The sequence below is a fragment of the Vibrio sp. 2-2(8) genome, assembly GCF_963888495.1.
In the GTDB taxonomy this organism is placed as follows: domain Bacteria; phylum Pseudomonadota; class Gammaproteobacteria; order Enterobacterales; family Vibrionaceae; genus Vibrio; species Vibrio anguillarum.
Map to the genome: position 1 here is coordinate 478,764 of NZ_CAWPJM010000022.1, position 19,290 is coordinate 498,053.

Annotated in this window: 16 protein-coding genes; 13 read left to right on the forward strand and 3 right to left on the reverse strand. The window is 41.4% G+C overall.

The window, feature by feature from the left end; translation table 11 throughout:
- Window positions 1-2: 2 nt before the first annotated feature.
- The 5 genes from AACV12_RS08510 (at window position 3) to AACV12_RS08530 (ending at window position 3,892) form a co-directional block, all read left to right on the forward strand.
- Window positions 3-1,181, forward strand: coding sequence for a serine hydrolase (locus tag AACV12_RS08510; RefSeq protein WP_017045828.1), 1,179 nt, complete (start codon window positions 3-5; stop codon window positions 1,179-1,181).
- Window positions 1,182-1,300: 119 nt separating this feature from the next.
- Window positions 1,301-1,579, forward strand: coding sequence for a DUF493 family protein YbeD (gene ybeD / locus AACV12_RS08515; RefSeq protein ID WP_010317329.1), 279 nt, complete (start codon window positions 1,301-1,303; stop codon window positions 1,577-1,579).
- A 212-nt stretch (window positions 1,580-1,791) separates the two neighbouring features.
- Window positions 1,792-2,445 carry a lipoyl(octanoyl) transferase LipB gene (gene lipB, locus AACV12_RS08520; protein ID WP_170900172.1) on the forward strand — a complete coding sequence of 218 codons (654 nt, stop codon included), beginning with the start codon at window positions 1,792-1,794 and terminating at the stop codon, window positions 2,443-2,445.
- 5 nt (window positions 2,446-2,450) lie between these two features.
- Window positions 2,451-3,419, forward strand: a complete 969-nt coding sequence (gene lipA / locus AACV12_RS08525; protein ID WP_013857343.1) for a lipoyl synthase — start codon at window positions 2,451-2,453, stop codon at window positions 3,417-3,419.
- A gap of 146 nt (window positions 3,420-3,565) precedes the next feature.
- On the forward strand, window positions 3,566-3,892 hold the full coding sequence (locus AACV12_RS08530; protein ID WP_013857344.1) for a hypothetical protein: 327 nt from the start codon (window positions 3,566-3,568) through the stop codon (window positions 3,890-3,892).
- Window positions 3,893-4,011: 119 nt separating this feature from the next.
- Here the strand turns inward: AACV12_RS08530 and glyA are convergent, their stop codons facing one another.
- A complete protein-coding gene (gene glyA / locus AACV12_RS08535; RefSeq protein WP_013857345.1) occupies window positions 4,012-5,262 on the reverse strand; it encodes a serine hydroxymethyltransferase in 1,251 nt (416 codons plus the stop codon).
- 346 nt (window positions 5,263-5,608) lie between these two features.
- Here glyA and AACV12_RS08540 point away from each other — a divergent pair, with 346 nt between their 5' ends.
- The 8 genes from AACV12_RS08540 to AACV12_RS08575 all read left to right on the forward strand — a co-directional run bounded on the left by AACV12_RS08540 (window position 5,609) and on the right by AACV12_RS08575 (window position 15,188).
- Complete coding sequence (locus AACV12_RS08540; protein ID WP_013857347.1) at window positions 5,609-6,208, forward strand: YitT family protein; 600 nt, start codon at window positions 5,609-5,611, stop codon at window positions 6,206-6,208.
- A 373-nt stretch (window positions 6,209-6,581) separates the two neighbouring features.
- Entirely contained in the window at window positions 6,582-7,976 is a 1,395-nt protein-coding gene (gene vpsL, locus AACV12_RS08545; RefSeq protein ID WP_013857348.1) for an exopolysaccharide biosynthesis glycosyltransferase VpsL, read from the forward strand.
- A 20-nt stretch (window positions 7,977-7,996) separates the two neighbouring features.
- Window positions 7,997-9,187 (forward strand): outer membrane beta-barrel protein, encoded by a 1,191-nt coding sequence (locus tag AACV12_RS08550; protein WP_170900173.1) that lies wholly within the window; start codon window positions 7,997-7,999, stop codon window positions 9,185-9,187.
- 6 nt (window positions 9,188-9,193) lie between these two features.
- Window positions 9,194-9,712, forward strand: coding sequence for an exopolysaccharide export protein VpsN (gene vpsN, locus AACV12_RS08555; RefSeq protein ID WP_088732057.1), 519 nt, complete (start codon window positions 9,194-9,196; stop codon window positions 9,710-9,712).
- 13 nt (window positions 9,713-9,725) lie between these two features.
- Window positions 9,726-11,930: an exopolysaccharide regulatory tyrosine autokinase VpsO gene (gene vpsO, locus AACV12_RS08560; protein ID WP_170900174.1), complete on the forward strand. Its 2,205-nt coding sequence runs from the start codon at window positions 9,726-9,728 to the stop codon at window positions 11,928-11,930.
- Window positions 11,931-11,932: 2 nt separating this feature from the next.
- A complete protein-coding gene (locus AACV12_RS08565) occupies window positions 11,933-12,634 on the forward strand; it encodes a VpsP family polysaccharide biosynthesis protein (RefSeq protein ID WP_088728713.1) in 702 nt (233 codons plus the stop codon).
- A gap of 551 nt (window positions 12,635-13,185) precedes the next feature.
- A complete protein-coding gene (locus AACV12_RS08570) occupies window positions 13,186-13,800 on the forward strand; it encodes a hypothetical protein (RefSeq protein ID WP_013857353.1) in 615 nt (204 codons plus the stop codon).
- Between the two features lie 71 nt (window positions 13,801-13,871).
- Window positions 13,872-15,188 (forward strand): O-antigen ligase family protein, encoded by a 1,317-nt coding sequence (locus AACV12_RS08575; RefSeq protein WP_170900175.1) that lies wholly within the window; start codon window positions 13,872-13,874, stop codon window positions 15,186-15,188.
- A gap of 166 nt (window positions 15,189-15,354) precedes the next feature.
- Here AACV12_RS08575 and AACV12_RS08580 read toward each other — a convergent pair whose 3' ends face one another.
- Complete coding sequence (locus AACV12_RS08580; protein WP_170900176.1) at window positions 15,355-18,225, reverse strand: beta-prism lectin domain-containing protein; 2,871 nt, start codon at window positions 18,223-18,225, stop codon at window positions 15,355-15,357.
- A gap of 327 nt (window positions 18,226-18,552) precedes the next feature.
- Window positions 18,553-19,281 (reverse strand): WecB/TagA/CpsF family glycosyltransferase, encoded by a 729-nt coding sequence (locus AACV12_RS08585; RefSeq protein WP_013857356.1) that lies wholly within the window; start codon window positions 19,279-19,281, stop codon window positions 18,553-18,555.
- Window positions 19,282-19,290: the final 9 nt, after the last annotated feature.

Below are 19,290 nucleotides of genomic sequence, written 5' to 3' on the forward strand. Positions count from 1 at the left end.
TCATGAAAAAACACACATTCTTAAAACCGATTCTAGCGTCTTCTATTGCGCTTTCTGCAACCTTTACTAGCTCAGTATTTTCTGCGCCTATCGTGATACCTGATGCTCCTCAGATTGCCGCTAAAGGCTATGTGTTGATGGACTACCATTCAGGTAAAGTGCTGGCAGAAAAAGAGATGAACACCAAACTTTCACCTGCAAGTTTGACGAAAATGATGACTAGCTACGTGATTGGCCAAGAACTTAAACGTGGCAATATCTCTCCACAAGATAAAGTGGTGGTCAGTAAAAATGCGTGGGCTAAAAACTTCCCTGACTCTTCTAAAATGTTTATTGAAGTCGGCACTACAGTTACCGTAGAAGAACTGAACAAAGGTATCATCATTCAGTCTGGTAATGACGCTTGCGTGGCGATGGCTGAACACATTGCTGGCTCAGAAGACGCTTTTGTTGACCTAATGAATGCGTGGGCAAGTTCACTAAAAATGAGCAATACGCACTTTGCTAACGTACACGGTCTGGATAACCCAAATCTCTATTCAACTCCATATGACATGGCGCTACTAGGTCAAGCGTTGATTCGTGATGTACCAAACGAGTACCGTATTTATTCAGAGCAGAAATATACCTATAACGGGATTACCCAGTACAACCGAAATGGTTTGCTGTGGGATAAAAGTATGAACGTAGATGGTATTAAAACCGGTCATACGAGTAATGCTGGGTACAGTTTAGTTAGCTCTGCAACGGAAGGGAAAATGCGCCTCGTTGCTGTGGTTATGGGTACCAAAGATGAAAATGCTCGTAAATCAGAAAGCAAAAAACTTCTGAGCTATGGCTTTAGATTCTTCGAAACCGTTGCGCCACACAAAGCAGGTGAAACATTCGTCGAAGAAAAAATCTGGATGGGTGACAAAGATAAAGTGGCGCTTGGTGTCAATGAAGATACTTACGTTACACTCCCTCGCGGTCAAGCGAAAGATCTCAGCGCAAGCTTTGTTCTTGAAAAAGAACTCAGAGCACCAATAAGCCAAGGTGATGTGGTCGGTAAGCTTTACTACCAGCTTGATGGCAAAGACGTGGCTGAATACCCTCTTTTGGCATTAGAAAATGTTGATGAAGGCAGCATATTTAGCCGTCTTTGGGACTACATTATATTGCTTTTCAAAGGGTTATTCTGATATCCCTTGTAGAAGATAAAACAAAGCCGCCTTACCGCGGCTTTGTGATTATTGAGTTCCATCAACATTCGCTGTAGTATTCGCCACCGCTAATCGAATTATCAACGGGAGTTTCCATTATGCTGACTATCAACTCTGATGCAAAACTCAAAGACTTACTCGAGTTTCCTTGTTCATTTACCTACAAGGTGATGGGCCACGCAAAGCCCGAACTTCCAGAGAAGGTTCTTGAAGTTATCCAACGTCACGCTCCAGGTGATTACAGCCCACGAGTTAAACCCAGTGCAAAAGGGACTTACCACTCCTTATCGATTAACATTACCGCCACCTCTATCGAACAAGTTGAAATACTGTACAAAGAGCTAGGTGAGATCGATATCGTACGTATGGTTCTGTAGCCCAAAAACCGTGATTGAGATGCCTAGCCTCTCATTTTTTGATTTATTCAATTTTTTTGAAAGCAGCTTAGGCTGCTTTTTTAATATAAATCATATAGATAGCATATGCCCCATCACACTAAGGACAAATTTATCGTCCTCATTAGTAGTCCATTCGCTGGAAGAAGTTTATAATCCAAAAACTTTATTTATACGGTAGATGAGTCACGCTGATGTTAAATTCGCTTGTTGTAAAACGTCTGGGTCGCCAAGAATACCTTCCTGTATGGGAAGCTATGCATGAATTTACCGATACAAGAATCGAAAGCACACAGGATCAGGTTTGGCTTGTCGAGCATCAACCAGTTTTTACCCAAGGCCAAGCAGGTAAAGCTGAGCATCTTCTCAATACTGGCGATATTCCAGTGGTACAAAGTGACCGAGGCGGCCAAGTTACCTACCATGGTCCAGGCCAACTGGTGGCTTATTTCTTGATCGATTTACGCCGCAAAAAATTAGGTGTAAGAGAGTTAGTGACCAAAATTGAACAGATCGTGATCAATACCTTGCAAGCATACCGTATTGACTCAGCCGCAAGACCAGATGCCCCTGGTGTCTATGTCAAAGGGAAAAAAATCTGCTCTCTTGGGTTACGGATCCGTAAAGGTTGTTCGTTTCATGGTTTAGCGCTAAACGTCAACATGGATCTCTCCCCTTTCCTACGCATTAACCCTTGTGGCTATCAGGGTTTAGAAATGGCCCAAGTCAGTGAACTGGGCGGCCCGACAGAACTACAAACCGTAGAAAAACAACTTATAATAGAACTCGTTAACATATTGGCTTACGAGCAAGTAGAATTCAGCACAGAAGCACCTCTTCAAAGGTAAAAAGCATGAGCAAACCGATCCAAATGGAAAAAGGCGTTAAATACCGCGACGCTGATAAAATGGCATTAATTCCTGTAAAAAATATGCCAGCCGCCGAACAAAAAGAAGTTTTGCGTAAGCCCGAGTGGATGAAAATTAAGCTGCCGAGTGATAGCCAACGCATCCAAGAGATCAAATCGGCAATGCGTAAAAATAATCTCCATTCGGTGTGTGAAGAAGCGTCTTGCCCTAACCTAGCAGAATGCTTTAACCACGGAACCGCCACCTTTATGATTTTAGGCGCCATCTGCACAAGACGGTGCCCATTTTGTGACGTTGCTCACGGACGGCCAAATGCCCCAGAGACAAACGAACCACAAAAACTGGCGCAAACCATTAAGGATATGAAGTTGAAATACGTGGTTATCACCTCAGTTGACCGTGATGACCTACGTGATGGTGGTGCCCAACATTTTGCCGACTGTAACCGTGAAATTCGAGCATTAAACCCAGAGATCCGTATCGAAACGTTAGTACCGGATTTTCGTGGCCGAATGGATATCGCCCTTGAACTACTCAAAGATAACCCACCGGATGTGTTTAACCACAACTTAGAAACCGCACCACGTCTATATCGTAAGGCGCGTCCTGGGGCAAACTATAAATGGTCACTGGAACTGTTGAAGAAATTCAAGCAACAACATCCAAGTATCCCTACCAAATCAGGCATCATGATGGGGCTTGGTGAAACAAAAGAAGAGATCGTGGAAGTATTGAAAGATCTTCGAGCTCACGACGTCACAATGCTGACTCTTGGTCAATATTTAGCACCGAGTCGCCATCACCTGCCAGTTGAACGCTACGTTCCACCGTCTGAATTTGACGAACTTAAAGAGATCGCACTAGAGCTTGGATTTACTCACGCCGCCTGTGGCCCGTTCGTACGTTCCTCCTATCATGCGGATATGCAAGCCAAAGGGCTAGAAGTGAAATAACCACACAGCACAAGTTCAATCAAGCCGATGTTCACTCATCGGTTTTTGAGACTCTGCTCGGTTAATGATTGAAGCTTGAATATTGATTCTATGTTCTATAGGCTAACGGCATAGAAAATAGATAACAAAGCTAGGGATTTATTAATATGAAAACGATCAGTACATTAGCACTTGTTACAGCCACTTTAATGGCCGGTTGCGCGTCTAATACTCAGCAAGATAACTATCGTGAAGCCTCCTTTGAGCTTTGTAATACTGAAGTCAACATTTACTCTGTGAGTGATGATGGCCGCGTTCGTATTGTCTGCGCTGACGGCTCTAAGTTTGCCTTAAATAGCGAAAAGACACTTGATACTATGCGCAATATTAATATTGAGTATTGTGATGGTGAAGGTTTAGGCAAATTTAACGAGAGCACTAAATATTACTCTTTTCAATGTAAGTCAGGCACATTGCTCAGCATTGCAAAATAGTTCTGCAGAACACATTCAACAGCAAGAGACCACACTTCTTATTGGTGCTCAATAAAATAAATAATGATCAAATAAAAAAGCTCCTGAATATTAGGAGCTTTATTTTATTGTGCGTAAAACTACGCGTATACAGGCAAACGCTTACAAATTTCTAACACTTTTGCCTTCGTTGCTTGAATAACAGATTCATCACCCATGTTGTCCAAAATATCACACATCCATCCAGCTAGTGCTTTCGCATCAGCTTCAGTAAAACCACGGCGAGTAATTGATGGAGAACCCACACGGATGCCAGAAGTCACAAATGGGCTACGCGGATCATTCGGTACAGAGTTTTTGTTCACTGTAATGTTAGCCGCACCCAATGCCGCATCAGCATCTTTACCTGTAATATTTTTATCGATCAAATCGACAAGGAACAGGTGATTTTCTGTGGAACCTGAAACAATGTTGTAACCACGAGCCAAAAACTCGGCCACCATCGCTTTCGCATTGGCGACTACCCGTTTTTGATACTCTTTGAACTCTGGTTCTAGAGCTTCTTTGAACGCAACCGCTTTACCTGCGATAACGTGCATTAAAGGACCACCTTGACCACCAGGGAATACGGCTGAGTTAAGCTTCTTATATAAGTCTTCACCTGCATTCGAAAGAATAAGGCCACCACGAGGACCTGCCAATGTTTTGTGGGTAGTGGTCGTCACTACGTGGGCATGAGGAACAGGGTTAGGGTAAACACCCGCCGCAATCAAACCAGCTACATGCGCCATATCAACGAACAAGTAAGCGCCCACTTTATCAGCAATTTCACGCATTCTTTTCCAGTCGCAAACTTGTGAATAAGCAGAGAAGCCACCGATGATCATTTTTGGCTGATGCTCAACCGCTAATGCTTCCATCTCTTCGTAGTTAATTTGACCTTTTGCATCAATGCCATAAGGAATGATGTTGTACAGCTTACCGGAAAAGTTGACAGGAGAACCGTGAGTCAAATGACCACCGTGTGCCAAGCTCATTCCTAATACGGTATCACCTGCGTTAAGCAACGCCATATAAACCGCGTTGTTTGCTTGTGAGCCAGAATGCGGCTGCACGTTCGCATAGTCTGCGCCAAACAGTTCACACGCACGTTCAATCGCCAGTGTTTCTACTTTATCGACAAACTCACAACCACCGTAATAGCGTTTACCTGGGTAACCTTCAGCGTATTTATTGGTGAGCTGTGAACCTTGCGCTTCCATTACACGTGGACTTGTGTAGTTTTCCGAAGCGATAAGTTCAATGTGTTCTTCCTGACGAAGAGTCTCTTCTTGAATAGCTGCGAACAGGTCCGCATCGTAATCTGCGATGTTCATATCACGCTTAAGCATCTGTATCTCCTGACTCAGATTTTACTGAAAGTTTCAAAAAAACCACACAACGACCAAAAGCAAACGTTTTCGTCACCGTAATATGGCGCACATTCTACATAATTTGATCTGGGTCATAAAGAACAAATTACAGAAATTATCATGCAGTTTTTTCATAATGGATAGTGAGGTAACTCATGCTAAACAGTAAGTTGGATAATGATGAGTTAGTATGTCAACCATTCTGCTTTACACCTTGTAAAGCTGCAATTACATAGGTTTACCTCAATTTTCACTCTCTATCTACCGAAAATATTACTTTTTCTTTACTATGCTCGCCATTCTTAGCTATTAAAATTATTTATCGATGCGAACACACACACGTAAAGAAGATTGGGTTGCCATTTTAACGGGAACCTTTTTGGTCGCACAAGGCGTCTTCTTTCTCCAGTCCGCTCATTTACTGACAGGTGGAACCGCTGGTTTAGCACTGCTGATCAGCCAGTTAGTCCCAGCCTCATTTGGTAGCATTTATTTTTTGGCTAACACCCCTTTTTACATTTTGGCTTGGAAACGATTTGGTCATCGCTTTGCCATCAACAGCGCGCTATCCGGCGCACTAGTCTCTATTTTTGCGGACCATCTTTATTTGGTAATTTCTTTGGAAATGGTCAATGAAATTTACTGCGCCATTGCCGGGGGATTATTAATGGGTCTTGGCATGTTAATTCTCTTTCGTCACCGTTCCAGCTTGGGTGGCTTTAATGTCTTGTGTTTGTTTATTCAAGATAAATTTGGGATCCCTGTTGGCAAAAGTCAGTTGGTTATAGATTGCTCAATTTTAGCTGCTTCTGCCTTTTTTGTTTCGTTTTCCATTGCCACACTGTCTGTGCTCGGGGCTGTCTCACTTAACCTTGTGTTAGCAATGAATCATAAACCCACACGATATAGCGTGACTTACCCTTAAGCTGTCGCAATACCCATAAGATTAAGAAGAGATAAAAATACAACCAAATTTAGCCTTAATTCTTACACCGTAAATGCCCCCCATTATTTTTATTTAAACATTAGCTAGCTCTTATATAACGGTCGTCTAACAAGGTGACCGCATTAAGTTAATGCAGTAATAGCAAGTGATTACATCACCTTATCCGACTCTCCGTACTCTATCTCAAATTGAAAAACCCAAAATACAGTCACCCATTCCATATATCACACATCGCGTCTTATTTTTGATGCACCTGATCAGTTGAAGTCGTCGGAGCTTAATATGAGAATGCACTGCTAAAAAATAATTATTATTCGTTACCTTAATAATTGAGCGGTTAGGAGCTTCTACAATGGGTGAAAGAGGAAGGATCCGTATTTCTAACTATCAAGGTAAATTTTTCTACCGCCTGATAGATTGCTTAGTAATACTGATCACAATGTATATTACACTAAAGTTTCACTCACATATCGTTACGATGTCTTATATATCTGTGGGACTTTTAGGGGTTATTTTTTATTCATTTATTGCTGAAAGCCTTGATATATACAGCGGTTGGCGAACCACAAAACTTAGAGTTTTAACTCTACATACTGCTTTTTGTTGGGCTTCAACTGTTGGCTGCTTAACTTTAGTTGGTTATTTCACAAAAACTGGAAGCGATTTCTCACGTTTAATTTTAGGTTTTTGGTTTGTCGGATCATTTATTTTATTACTGCTTTGGCGCTTCGTCGCATTTACAGTCATTTACTATCTACATAAAAAAGGTTATCACACCACTAAAGCTGTCATTATCGGCATGACACCGCAGGGCCTGGAACTATCGAAAAATCTCATCAATAACCCTGAGTTAGGTATTAAACTGACTGGCTTTTACGATGATAGGGGTGATGAACGTATCGCAAGCCATATTCCAGTGCTCGGTAAAGTTAATGATGCATTAACACTTGCCAAAAACGGTCAAGTAAAAAGTGTGTACATAGCACTACCAATGCAAGCCCAGCATCGAATCAGCAAGATTCTAGAGGCCTTTTCGGATAGCACAGTGAATACCTATATTGTGCCGGATTTTTTCACCTTCAATTTACTGCATTCGCGTTGGTATACCATCGGCGATGTTAATGCTTTTAGTATTTTTGATACACCGTTCAATGGGTTAGGTACGTGGCTAAAACGTTTTGAAGATTTAGTCTTAAGTAGTCTTATCTTGATTTTAATCAGTCCTGTCCTTATTGCAGTTGCAGTAGGCGTGAAACTCAGCTCACCAGGTCCCATTATTTTCAAACAGATGCGTTATGGGCTGGATGGAAAGTCTATCAAAGTATGGAAATTCAGAAGCATGCGTGCCATGGACAATGGGAACAAAGTGACACAAGCAACAAAAAATGATCCCCGAGTGACTCCTTTTGGTGCGTTTATTCGGAAGACATCATTAGATGAGCTACCACAGTTTATTAATGTGCTACAAGGTCGAATGTCTATTGTCGGCCCTCGCCCTCATGCCGTAGCGCACAACGAAGAGTATCGAACGATCGTTAACCGCTACATGCTGAGACATAAAGTAAAACCAGGAATTACTGGCTGGGCACAAATTAATGGCTGGCGTGGTGAAACCGATACGCTAGATAAAATGGAAAAACGTGTCCAATTTGATTTGGACTATATACACAGATGGTCGTTGTGGTTCGACATCAAAATCGTATTTCTCACCGTATTTAAAGGATTTGTAGGCAAGAATGCTTACTAGAATGGATAAAGCATACTCATATGAAAACAACTAATTTAAATAGAATCGCGTCCTTTGGTTTGGCTTTTTTTGCGTTATCAGCCGTACAAGCAAAACCGCAACCCAACCCAATTATGACTGAGTCAGGGATTGCTATTGTACCGTTTTTAAACTTATCAACGGGTTATAACGACAACTTAGCAAAAGCGTCACAAGATCTCGAACATTCCCAATATTCAGTGTTCGAACCAGGTATCGGTTTAGCAATAGAGCCGACAAGTGGCCAGAAACATCGCGTAGGTTATCGACTACAAAGAGGCGATTTTTTCAGCTCTAGCAAAGATAACTACACTGACCATTTCTTTGATTTAGCCAGTGACTGGGAGCTCAATTCCAAGCATCGATTTGACTTCAGCTATGCTCTTGCATTAACTCATGAACAGCGTGGTGATAACGATACGACACTCAATTTGTCGTACAACGAATACAACACCAATAACGTCAACCTCGGTTACGGTTTTGGTGGTGAAGACGCCAAAGGTCGAATAGAAACCAACCTTGGTTGGGGCAATTTGGACTATAAAAACAACCAAAATATTACTCAATACCAAAATTGGGATGAATTACGATTCAACAGCTCTCTATACTATAAAGCGCTGCCAAAAACATCGTTGGTTTTCCAAATTATCGTTAATGATAGGCATTATAGTGATATAGCCCCAGGCTCAACTCTCAAAGACAGCACCCATTATATGGGATATGTTGGTACCTCGTGGGACGCAACAGGGAAACTGCAGGGAAATGCCAAGGTCGGTATGCAACATAAAGATTTTGAATCCTCTTCTAGGGAAGATTTCGACTCTTTTTCATGGGATATTGATGTCACTTATCTCATCCGCACATACTCTGCAGTGCAGTTGAAAACAAATCGTAAATCAACCGATACTGACGGTACAGGTGATTCAATCGATACCAAAGTGTATAACGCAAATTGGACACACAATTGGAGTGACATCATCTCTTCTAACGTCGATTATTCTCTATTAAGCGAGAATTACACCAGCACTGCTCGCGACGATGACACCAATAAGGTAACACTTTCATTAAGCTACGATTTTCGTCGTTGGCTAACATTCAAAGTCGGCTACCAACTTGAATCGAGAGATTCCAGCATCAATTCGTTAAGCTACGATCAAAATGTTTATTACTTTGCTATTGAAGGTGTGATGTAACTTACGATGAAGTACTTCTTAGTCATTCTATTGAGTTGTCTTTCCTGGTCAACATTGGCCAATGAGAGTTTTTATAAGTTAGGCGTTGGGGATCAAATTCGGATTCAAGTTTATGATGAACCAGAGTTATCTATTGAAACGCGTGTGGGTGACAGTGGTAACATTGATTACCCTTTTTTGGGACGAATTAAACTGAAAGGAAAAACGATTGAGGAAGTAAAAACTGTTATCCACAATGGTTTAATCGATGGGTATCTGGTTAACCCCAATGTTTTTGTCAGCATAGTCGAATATCGTCCCTATTTTATCAACGGACAAGTGAAAATATCCGGGAGTTACCCGTATCATCCGGGGTTAACCGTAAACAAAGCCATTACGATTGCGGGTGGATTCACTGAGCGAGCGTCTAAAACTAAGATCTATATATCATCAAGTGATGCTCCTGAGGCCAAGCCAGTAAAAGTAACATTGCTTCATAAAATTCAGCCTGGTGACATTCTCACCGTAGAAGAAAGCTTTTTTTAGGTAACTTAGTTGTATGGAAAACTCTTTAATTAAAAATCACTTGAACTCAGATGAAGTTATTGATATTCGTCAGTATTTTCATGTTCTTCTCAACTATAAATGGCGTATTCTACTTTTTTCTACAATGGTCACCGCCATTGCCGTATTGATTGCATTATCGATTCCTTCGCAATATACCGCTCGCGCCTCACTGATCATCGAATCAAAACAAGCAAAAGCTGTTTCGATTGAAGACATCTATGGTTTAGATACCAAAAGCCAAGAATACTATTTGACTCAAATAGAGATCTTGAAATCAGACCGAGTCGCAGAGGAAGTCATTAAACGCCTTAACCTTGCCAGCCACCCAGAATTTGACCCTACTGTAGAAAATAATCAAAAAACTGAGTTTAAATTCGATGTATTGGAATGGTTTCCTGTTCTAAAATCGTTCAAGAAAGAGCCAGCGGAAATATCACAGGAAGACCAAAACTATCGGACTAGCCGATTGGTTCTGGCTAAGTTTAAGCGTGGGCTAGAAGTTAGCCCAATAAGAAAAACTCAACTAGTGAATATTTTCTACACCAGTAAAGACCCTAAATTATCGGCTCAAATTGCCAATGAGATTGGTAACGTCTTTATGGATAGTCATATCGAAGACAAACTTCAAGTTGAACTGAAGGCGAATAGCTGGCTCAACAACCGCATGGGTGATTTGCGCGAACAACTAAAAAAGTCAGAAGCTCAACTACAAGCATTTTTAAAATCTGAAGGACTAGTTGATATCCAAGGCGTTGAAAGCCTAGCATCTCAAGAACTTGAAGAACTGACCTCTCAATTGAATAAAACGAGAGACAGACGCGTTGCAGCTGAAACTCTTTATTTGGTCGCTCAAACGTACAGCCGTCAAGATGGTGACCTCTCTGCCCTTGCATCTATCCCAGAGATCTCTAACCACCCGACGATACGAGATGTCAAATTGGCTGAAGTGCAAGCTGAAAAGAAAGTCTCGGAACTATCAAAACGTTATGGTGACAAACACCCAAAGCTAAAATCAGCTCAAGCCGAACTAGCCTCTGTTAAACGCAATTTAAATTCCGAACTAAAACAGCTATTAAACGGGATCAACAATGAGTTACAGGCTGCTAAGCAAGCAGAGAGTTCTTTACACCGGGAACTTGAGAAACGCAAATCAGAGTTTCAAAGCCTCTCCGTAAAAAATGCACGATATTCAGAGCTAAAGCGCGAAGTCCAAACAAACCGAGAGCTGTTTGATCTCTTTTTAAGTCGTCAAAAAGAGACCAGTGCATCGAGCGACTTTAATGCTACGATTGCTCGTTTTACCGATTTTGCCAATCCGCCCCTCGCCCCAAGTAAACCGAATCGTAAACTGATTGTATTGTTAGCGTTTGTCGCTTCGTTTGGTTTGGCGTGCGTTGTTGCTTTCATTGCTGATGCGGTAAATGATACATTCCTCGATGTAAAACAGGTCGAAAAACAGTTATCACTAAGCTTGCTCGGTATTATACCGGCAATTAAAACTCGAGGTCCCCTGACGCTCAAAACCTATTTTGATTCGAAACACCGAGAGCTAACAGAAGCGATTAGAACCGTTCGGACTGGTTATTTACTTGCCAACACCAACAAAGATCATCATGTTGTAATGGTTACTTCTTCACTACCTGAGGAAGGAAAAACAACCTCGAGTATCAATTTGGCTTTTTCACTGGCACAAATGGAAAAAACACTACTGATTGACTGCGATTTGAGAAAACCATCGGTTGCACACCGTTTTGGCATCTCTGGTTCACAGCCAGGAATGAGCAACTTGCTCATAGGTACGCATACCATAGAAGAGTGTCTCTATACCGATGAAGAATCAGGGCTTGATGTTTTGGCTGCAGGAGTCGTGACAGACAATCCTCTTGAACTTATCTCCTCGCCTAAGTTTGCCTCACTACTCGAAGAGCTAAAGACACGCTATAGCAGAATTGTGATTGATACACCTCCATGTTTAGCCGTGAGTGATGCATTTATGCTGTCGCAGTACGTGGACTCGACCATACTCGTGATCAATGCTCCACACACACGCACTAAAGTAGCTAGAGATGTGGTTGGACGCTTAACGCAGCAAGGAGCGAGAATTGATGGTGTCATATTGAACAAACTGAACACCAAAAAAGCCTCTAATTATAGCGGTTATCATCAATATCAATCCTATTACGGCCCAGAAAAATAACCATGAAGGTCGTGAATCACCCTTTTTTAGCCCATGCTTTGCGTTTGAGCATTGGGCTAACTGCACTCGTTACTCTCTATTTTGCATTTCATTTTTTGACGGCGTCCATTTACGCGCTAGCAACAGAAAGAAATATCGACTATTGGACAAAGCACAGTGATGGTGTAACTTTAGAGCAAGTGAATGAGACAAAACTCATGATACTAAAGGCCCTACAACACCACAGAGACCATCCTCATTACCACAATTTACTGGGTAAGGTCTATGAGTGGGAAGCCTATTTGGGCGATGATGTAGATAAAGAGAGCCGCTTGCTCAATGCAAAAAAGGCCTACTTGGAAAGTGCATTATTGAGACCCACTTGGTCAGATACATGGGCTGATTTATTGGTGATTGAAACTCAGTTGAAAGGGGAAAATATTGATCTCTATTTTGCGCAAGCCGACAGATATGGGCCTTTTACACCCAAAGTGAACAACACACTTTCCCAGATTGGCCTTAACCATTGGTCTATTTTTTCAGCGCCGCAGCGAACTATCATTATTGATCACGCCGCAAGAGCATTAGCTCATCCTCAAAGCCGAGGAGAAGCCTACCAGTATCTAAAATCAAACGGTCTCTTAAAATTTACCTGTGCAGCTATTATTTATAACCCTCAACGTTATACTGAGAAAAATAATCTCTGCAAGAGAGCGCTAGAGTGATCTCGATGATAAAACATTATTCAATAAACCGGCCTATCGCCTTGTTCATGTTAGCCTTGCTTTCTCTTGGTACGGCTTCGCTATCACTGGCAAAAACACTGAATATTCATGCTGAGATACCGATATTTTTGGAAAAGTCACTCGGCGGTGATATTTATCTCCACTTTACACTTGCGCTATTCATTACCTTGGTTTTTATCCGAGTAATTTCCGCCACTCTTTCCCCTATACAGAGCATCTTTCTCGCCATAGTTATCGTCTCGACCTGTTGCGTAATTGATGAAAGTTTACAAATGTTATCGCGTTCACGATCATTCTCTTTGCTCGATTTAGGGGCAAGCTTACTTGGTATAACAATGGCCTCAATAATCTATTACGTTACTAGCAGACTTCAATCTTCAAACTTATGCTCCAAACTAAGACAACCTCGCGCATAAAAACGCCTTAAGAATGAGAATCGAACCCTTATTAACAGAAGTACGATATCACTGGATGTACTACTTCACTTATAATCATCGCAACAGTAAATCGTAGGCTTTTAGGACTTACCAATGAAAAAATCACTATGGATATTTTGGATTGCTATTTCAGCTTTGCTGGCTAGTTCAAGGTTATATGCCGAAACAGAAATTACTTGTTCACTTTATAAAAACCATAAAGTGGCCACAGACACAATAAGAGCCAGCCTAGAACAAGCAGACGATGCCATTATTTCTCTGCAAGCTTTAATGAAACTATGCCCAAGCATGGCTCTGGAAATGGCGGACCTAGCGTCTACTCTACACCCACAACTAGCACTCGATATCTTCAATACAGTATTTGACCATATATCGAGTGACCAAGTCGCAGCTTTGACTGCAATACTCGTTAAAAATGCACCTCAAGAGATGCGTTCTGAAGTCATTCAGCTTGCTGTCACTAAATCACCAGAGTCAGCTCAAGCTATCGTTGATGCTGTTATTGCAATGGATTTAATGGACTCAACTGATGTGATTGTTGCTGCAATCTCCGGTGGCGCTGACCCAGCGACCATTACTGAACCGACAGCGGCAGGTACTCCATCGGCTTTACCTGGTGGCTTACCTCCAGTCGCAACGGTGCCAGGTAACACCACAACACTTGGAACTGGCAATGGCAGTGGTGGTGGTACCGCTTCACCAAACTGATCGTTTAATTCGATGCTTTCATCCAGTTTAGGGCAGGTATATTCCTGCCCTTCTTAATTGATATTAATAGTATGCGTCTAATAGAAAAATCCATTTTCCCAATATTTCTCATTTTTGTATTTTGGCTGCCCATACCTTTAGGTAGTAATCGCCCATTAGCATGGTCATTCAATGAAATCTGGATTGCATTGCTGCTTATTGCCTGTTTATTCAACTACTCTTTTGAGCATTGGAAAAACTGTCTGATAAGGGGAAAATTAGTCATCATTCCCATCGCACTTATCACTTGCTGGTCATTCATCCAAAGTATTCCACAACTTGGTATAACTCAGGATCCTAGTTTAGTCTTTGTCTCTGCAATCAAATCGCTCCACTATTTCCAGTTTTGTCTTATTGCTCTTGTCCTCATCGATACACCTAAAAAATTAAAACTTCTCGCAATAGTCATGGTTAGCAGTGGAATTTGCCAAGGCTTTTACGCTGGCGTGATTTTGCTACTCAACCTAGATCATTCGATAATTTTCAAGCTGCCACTAGGAAATAGAGCCTCCGGAAGCTTTGTCTATCATAATCATCTGGCAAACTTCTTGATGCTGAATCTCTGCATTGGATTTGGCTTATTAATTGCAAAACTCGATAGCTCACACAAAACCGGATTTAGAAATATCACTAAACAGTTTTTAGCCGTGTTGCTGTCTGATAAAGCCTTTGTACGTTTAGGGCTCGTGATCATGGTGATTGCATTAGTCTTAACACGCTCAAGAATGGGAAATATGGCTTTCTTTATCGCCCTAACCGTAGGTTGTGTGCTGTTACTATTGTTTTACAAACCGAAACCCAAAAGTGTTTATGTGCTTATAATCAGTTTATTCATCATTGATACATTCATCGTGAGCCAATGGTTTGGATTGGAGAAAGTCAAACAACGTCTTATTGAAACTAGCTTGGAAAGTGAATCAAGAGATGATGTTGTCAGATATTCCCTAGTTGCAATACAAGAAAGGCCTCTGACTGGCTTTGGGGCTGGTACTTTCTACTCCACTTTTCCTTCCTACAATCAAGGAAAAGTAAAACTGTTTTACGATCATGCTCATAATGACTACATCCAATTCACCTTAGAATCAGGCCTTGTCATGGTTTCGATATTAGGTGTAATGATCTTAGTCGCCGCCCAACGCGCATTTTATGCGTTTAAAAACCGCAGAAATAGATTGATGAAAGGGATCGGATTATCATCCATGATGGCTATTATTGGTATGTTGATACACATGAGTGTTGATTTCCCACTTCAAGCTCCCGCAACAACACTTTATTTCTTGCTGTGTTTATTGATGGGACACTGGTCAAATTCAATGCCGAGTCTGGTCACTCGTTCAAAATATTCCTGATATATAAAAACGACTTGAAGTTGCAAGTAAACGAATGTTTCCAACACTGCGCAGCTTCAAGCAGGAATGGTATACGTCCAAAACAATTCCTACTCCATATCTGGTTAATAAAAAATCCCTCGATTGCCTCGAGGGATTTTCAATTATTGAATTAAAACGATATCAATTAATCGAATACAAACTGCAAGCCTTCAACTAACCAGCCACCAGTCCAAACATTGATCTGCTTGATGCGTTTACCTTGCGGCACAGTGTACGTTTCAACTTTTTTGTTGCTCGCATAGTTGGTTGAGCCCAATAACACGCTAGAGCCATCCTTCATCGTGAACTTAATCGCCACTATGTGGTAACCACCCCAGTTATAAAGACCAGAGGTAACTTCCACGGATTGCAATTGATCAAGAGCAATCGGTGCTCTTAGCACACCACCGTTAGTACCTTGTACCGGGCCGCCCACCAAGTTGTTGGCCGTCGTGCCGATCGCATCGATCGCAAAACCAGAACGCAGATACATCTGGTTATCCGCCGTCACTACACGTTGTGATTGCTGAGTATTTGAGTAACCAAAAATTGGAGACTCACCACCCACCGTTGCACGTAATGTACTCGAACGGTATGTATTATGGCTCAACCAACTCGGTGTCGCATTTGTAGGCACTACACCATCTTGAGTAACATTCGTCAGATGGAAAGCATGCTGGTTCCAGATGCGAGTTGCATTCTTCCAAGGTTTTGCACTGTCCGCAGATTCATAAACAAACACACCATGGTTAACGACATAGTTTTTATCAAAATCATTCGCAACAACAATCAGCTCTGCGTTGTTATCCCCCGCAAGATCAACAACAATCGGGTACTCCCACAAGGTTGAGGTCGAATGCGCGAAAGAGGCTCTTTCCTGGCCCGTTCGTCCATCAAGAATTCGCACTCTGGCATGATCCTGAACAATAACTTCATCAATACCATCGCCATCAAAATCGTAAGCAGAAACACCAATTTTACCACTGCCAGTATCATCGTTAGCAGCAGACCAGACGCGATCACCTTTACTGTTGTACATATCCACAGCAGTATATCCAGCGTAAACAATGCCTTTCACATCAATATCATTAGAGCCACTACGAGAAGCCAATTCAAATTGCAAACCATCAACTAGCCACCCCTCAGTCCACACTTTGATACTCTTAATTTGGCTATCGGCTGGCACATTAAAACTCTCGGTCTGCTTAGAATACGCGTACTTTTTCGACCCCATCCTAATAATACTGCTATTACTCATTCTGAAATCGAGCGCAACGACATGATAACCACCCCAATAATACTTACCCCAAGTAACATCAACAGATTTGACGTCTTTGATATTGACTGGTTGGCTAAGGTTACCACCACGGCCACCAATAAGTGATTGAGCTGAGCTCCCCACCGCATCAATCGCTAAACCAGAGCGTACTGATAATTTAGCATCCGATGTGATAGTAATCGTCGATGGATTAGTATGAGAACGATATCCATAGACTTTTGACCATTCATTGTTTTCGATAACTTTGGCTTTACCTAAGAAATTAGAAACAGCTTGTACGCCACCACCTGGATTTGTACTGTTATTCACTTCCCACTTTACGGTACCGTCGTGTTCTAAAACAGCAAATCGTGCATTTTCACCTGTTGCGAAAGTTGCAGGGACCGAAGCCACAATTTCTGGACGCTCATCGTTATCCAAATTAACGAGCGATGAAAACCACACCATATCATTGGCTAGATACTGCCAATTGACGGCACCACTGTTTTGGTACATTACACCACCAGAAAAGACCTCTTGCGAATTATCGCCATCGATATCCACATTAATAGAAGATGGGGCCCAAGGATGACTAAATACAAGACCTGACTCGTAATTATAAACGCCATCTGAAGATAGAATCTCGACACTACCGTCCCCATCAAGATCTGCGAGGGTTATAGAGCCAACTGAACGGCCTCCAGTTTGTGCTTTGAGAATCTGTTTCTTTACATGACCGTTGTTATCCAAAATATTTAAATAGGGGCTAGATGTATTGGTTGTAACGATTTCAACTACACCATCACCATCTAAATCAGCGACAGCTGGTGAATATCTTGCGTCAGCAATGGCTTCACCTTGCTCATAAGACCACAACTCCGAGCCATCAACACCGCTTAAGGCTCGAACTAGGCCTCCGTTAACATACTTGTTCCCTTCAAACGTCACAACGATAAGGTCAGCAATGTCTTTTTCATCAATATTACCATCGCCATTATCATCATTCAGTTGAGCAACAACTGGAGTCGCCATCACTTGATTCGATAATGGCTTAAAGCCACCGCCTTGCCATGACCATTTCAACTGCGTGCTAATGGTGTCAGAAGGTACATCAAATGACACAACTCGCATAGAACGAGGGTGTGAAAAATCAAGGAGTTCACCATTGTAAGCTTTCACTGATTTCAGTTGTGCATTAGATGTATTACCACCGAAAACAGCTAAACGGTTATAGGACAAATTATCCCAATCACTAAGTATCACTCCAAGACCTTCTGGAGCGACTATATCGACAGCATGTCCATAGATATAGGAAGGGAGCGAATAACCAGAACGCTCACCTTCTTTAAGACAAAAACGCTCACCATTTTCACGGCTCACGATACAAGCTTCAGGATAAAGTTCCGATGCAAGGACACGCATGGAACGAGGATGAGAAAAATCTAAAGCCTGCCCGTTCAATGCTTTAACATTTTTTAACTCACTGTTATCAGTATAATGGTCAAAAACTGCCAAGCGATTGTAAGATAAATTATCCCAGTCACTGAGCATCACTGAAACACCACTAGGTGCTAAAACATCAACTTGATGATTATAAATCCAAGATGGTAGCGAATATTCTGAACGCTGCCCTATATTTAGGCAGTACTTATCTCCGGTTTTCCGGCTAATAATGCAACCTTCCTGATCTGCAGCTTGAACCATTGAGCCACCCAATGAGATCATTCCTACAGCGAAAACCAAATATTTTATTGTCATGAAAAAGTTTCCCTCTACTAAATATGCATACCTTCCCAACCAAACTGCGTTCGATAGGCTAAAAGTACGGTTAGCAAGGCCAGCATAATGCAGATACCTTGCGAACATGGATAAGGTGACATAATTATCAGTAGACGTGCATCTTATTACAACGACACTTCGATGAGATACAGACTCAAATATGAGACGAATCAAATATGAGACAAATTTCTCTTATAAAATTTCATTTTAAGAAATGCCACTCTATTAGTCACAACTAGAAAAGCGCTAGTAAAAAACTTTACAAAAATCAACCATAGTTAAAATAGAAACAAATACAAATTCATCCTATAAAAATTTTTCTTTCAATAATAAAAATAAAAATTTGCTATTAGTAACAAGATATCTCTTCCACATTCTTCTAGGCTCTTGAATGATACGGTATAACCATTCCAAACCAGAATTTTGCATCCAAACTGGGGCTCGATTTACTTTGCCAGCAACAACATCAAATGTCCCACCGACTCCCATAACGAAGTTAACACCTAGTTCATCTTTCCATTTATTAATAAAATTTTCCTTTTTTGGTGAAGTAATTGCTACGAATAAAAGCTTAGCTCCCGATTCCTTAACTTTATTTACAACAAACTCTTCATTATCCCAAAAATATCCGTCATGGTAACCAGCAATAATCAATTCTGGATAAAGTCTTTTAACCTTATCCGCAGTCTGAGTGACCACGTCAGATGTTGCTCCAAGTAAAAACACTGGGAAGTCTCGTCCAGCACTCATTTCTAATAAATTGTAAAATAGATCAACACCAGCTACTCGCTCAGGAACATTATGCCCCATAAATCGAGCACCAAAAACGACTCCCATTCCATCAATATTAATTAAGTCGCATCCCTTGACTGAATCAGATAACGTAGGATCGGTCTGCATATTTACTAGCTTAGCCACATTAACTACAACATGTTGTAAAAAAACACCTTCGCTTATCTTATTCTCAATGAATGATACTGTCTCGGACATTGTAGCAATATCCATAGGAGATCCCAAAAATTCTATACGTTTCATCTAATCAAT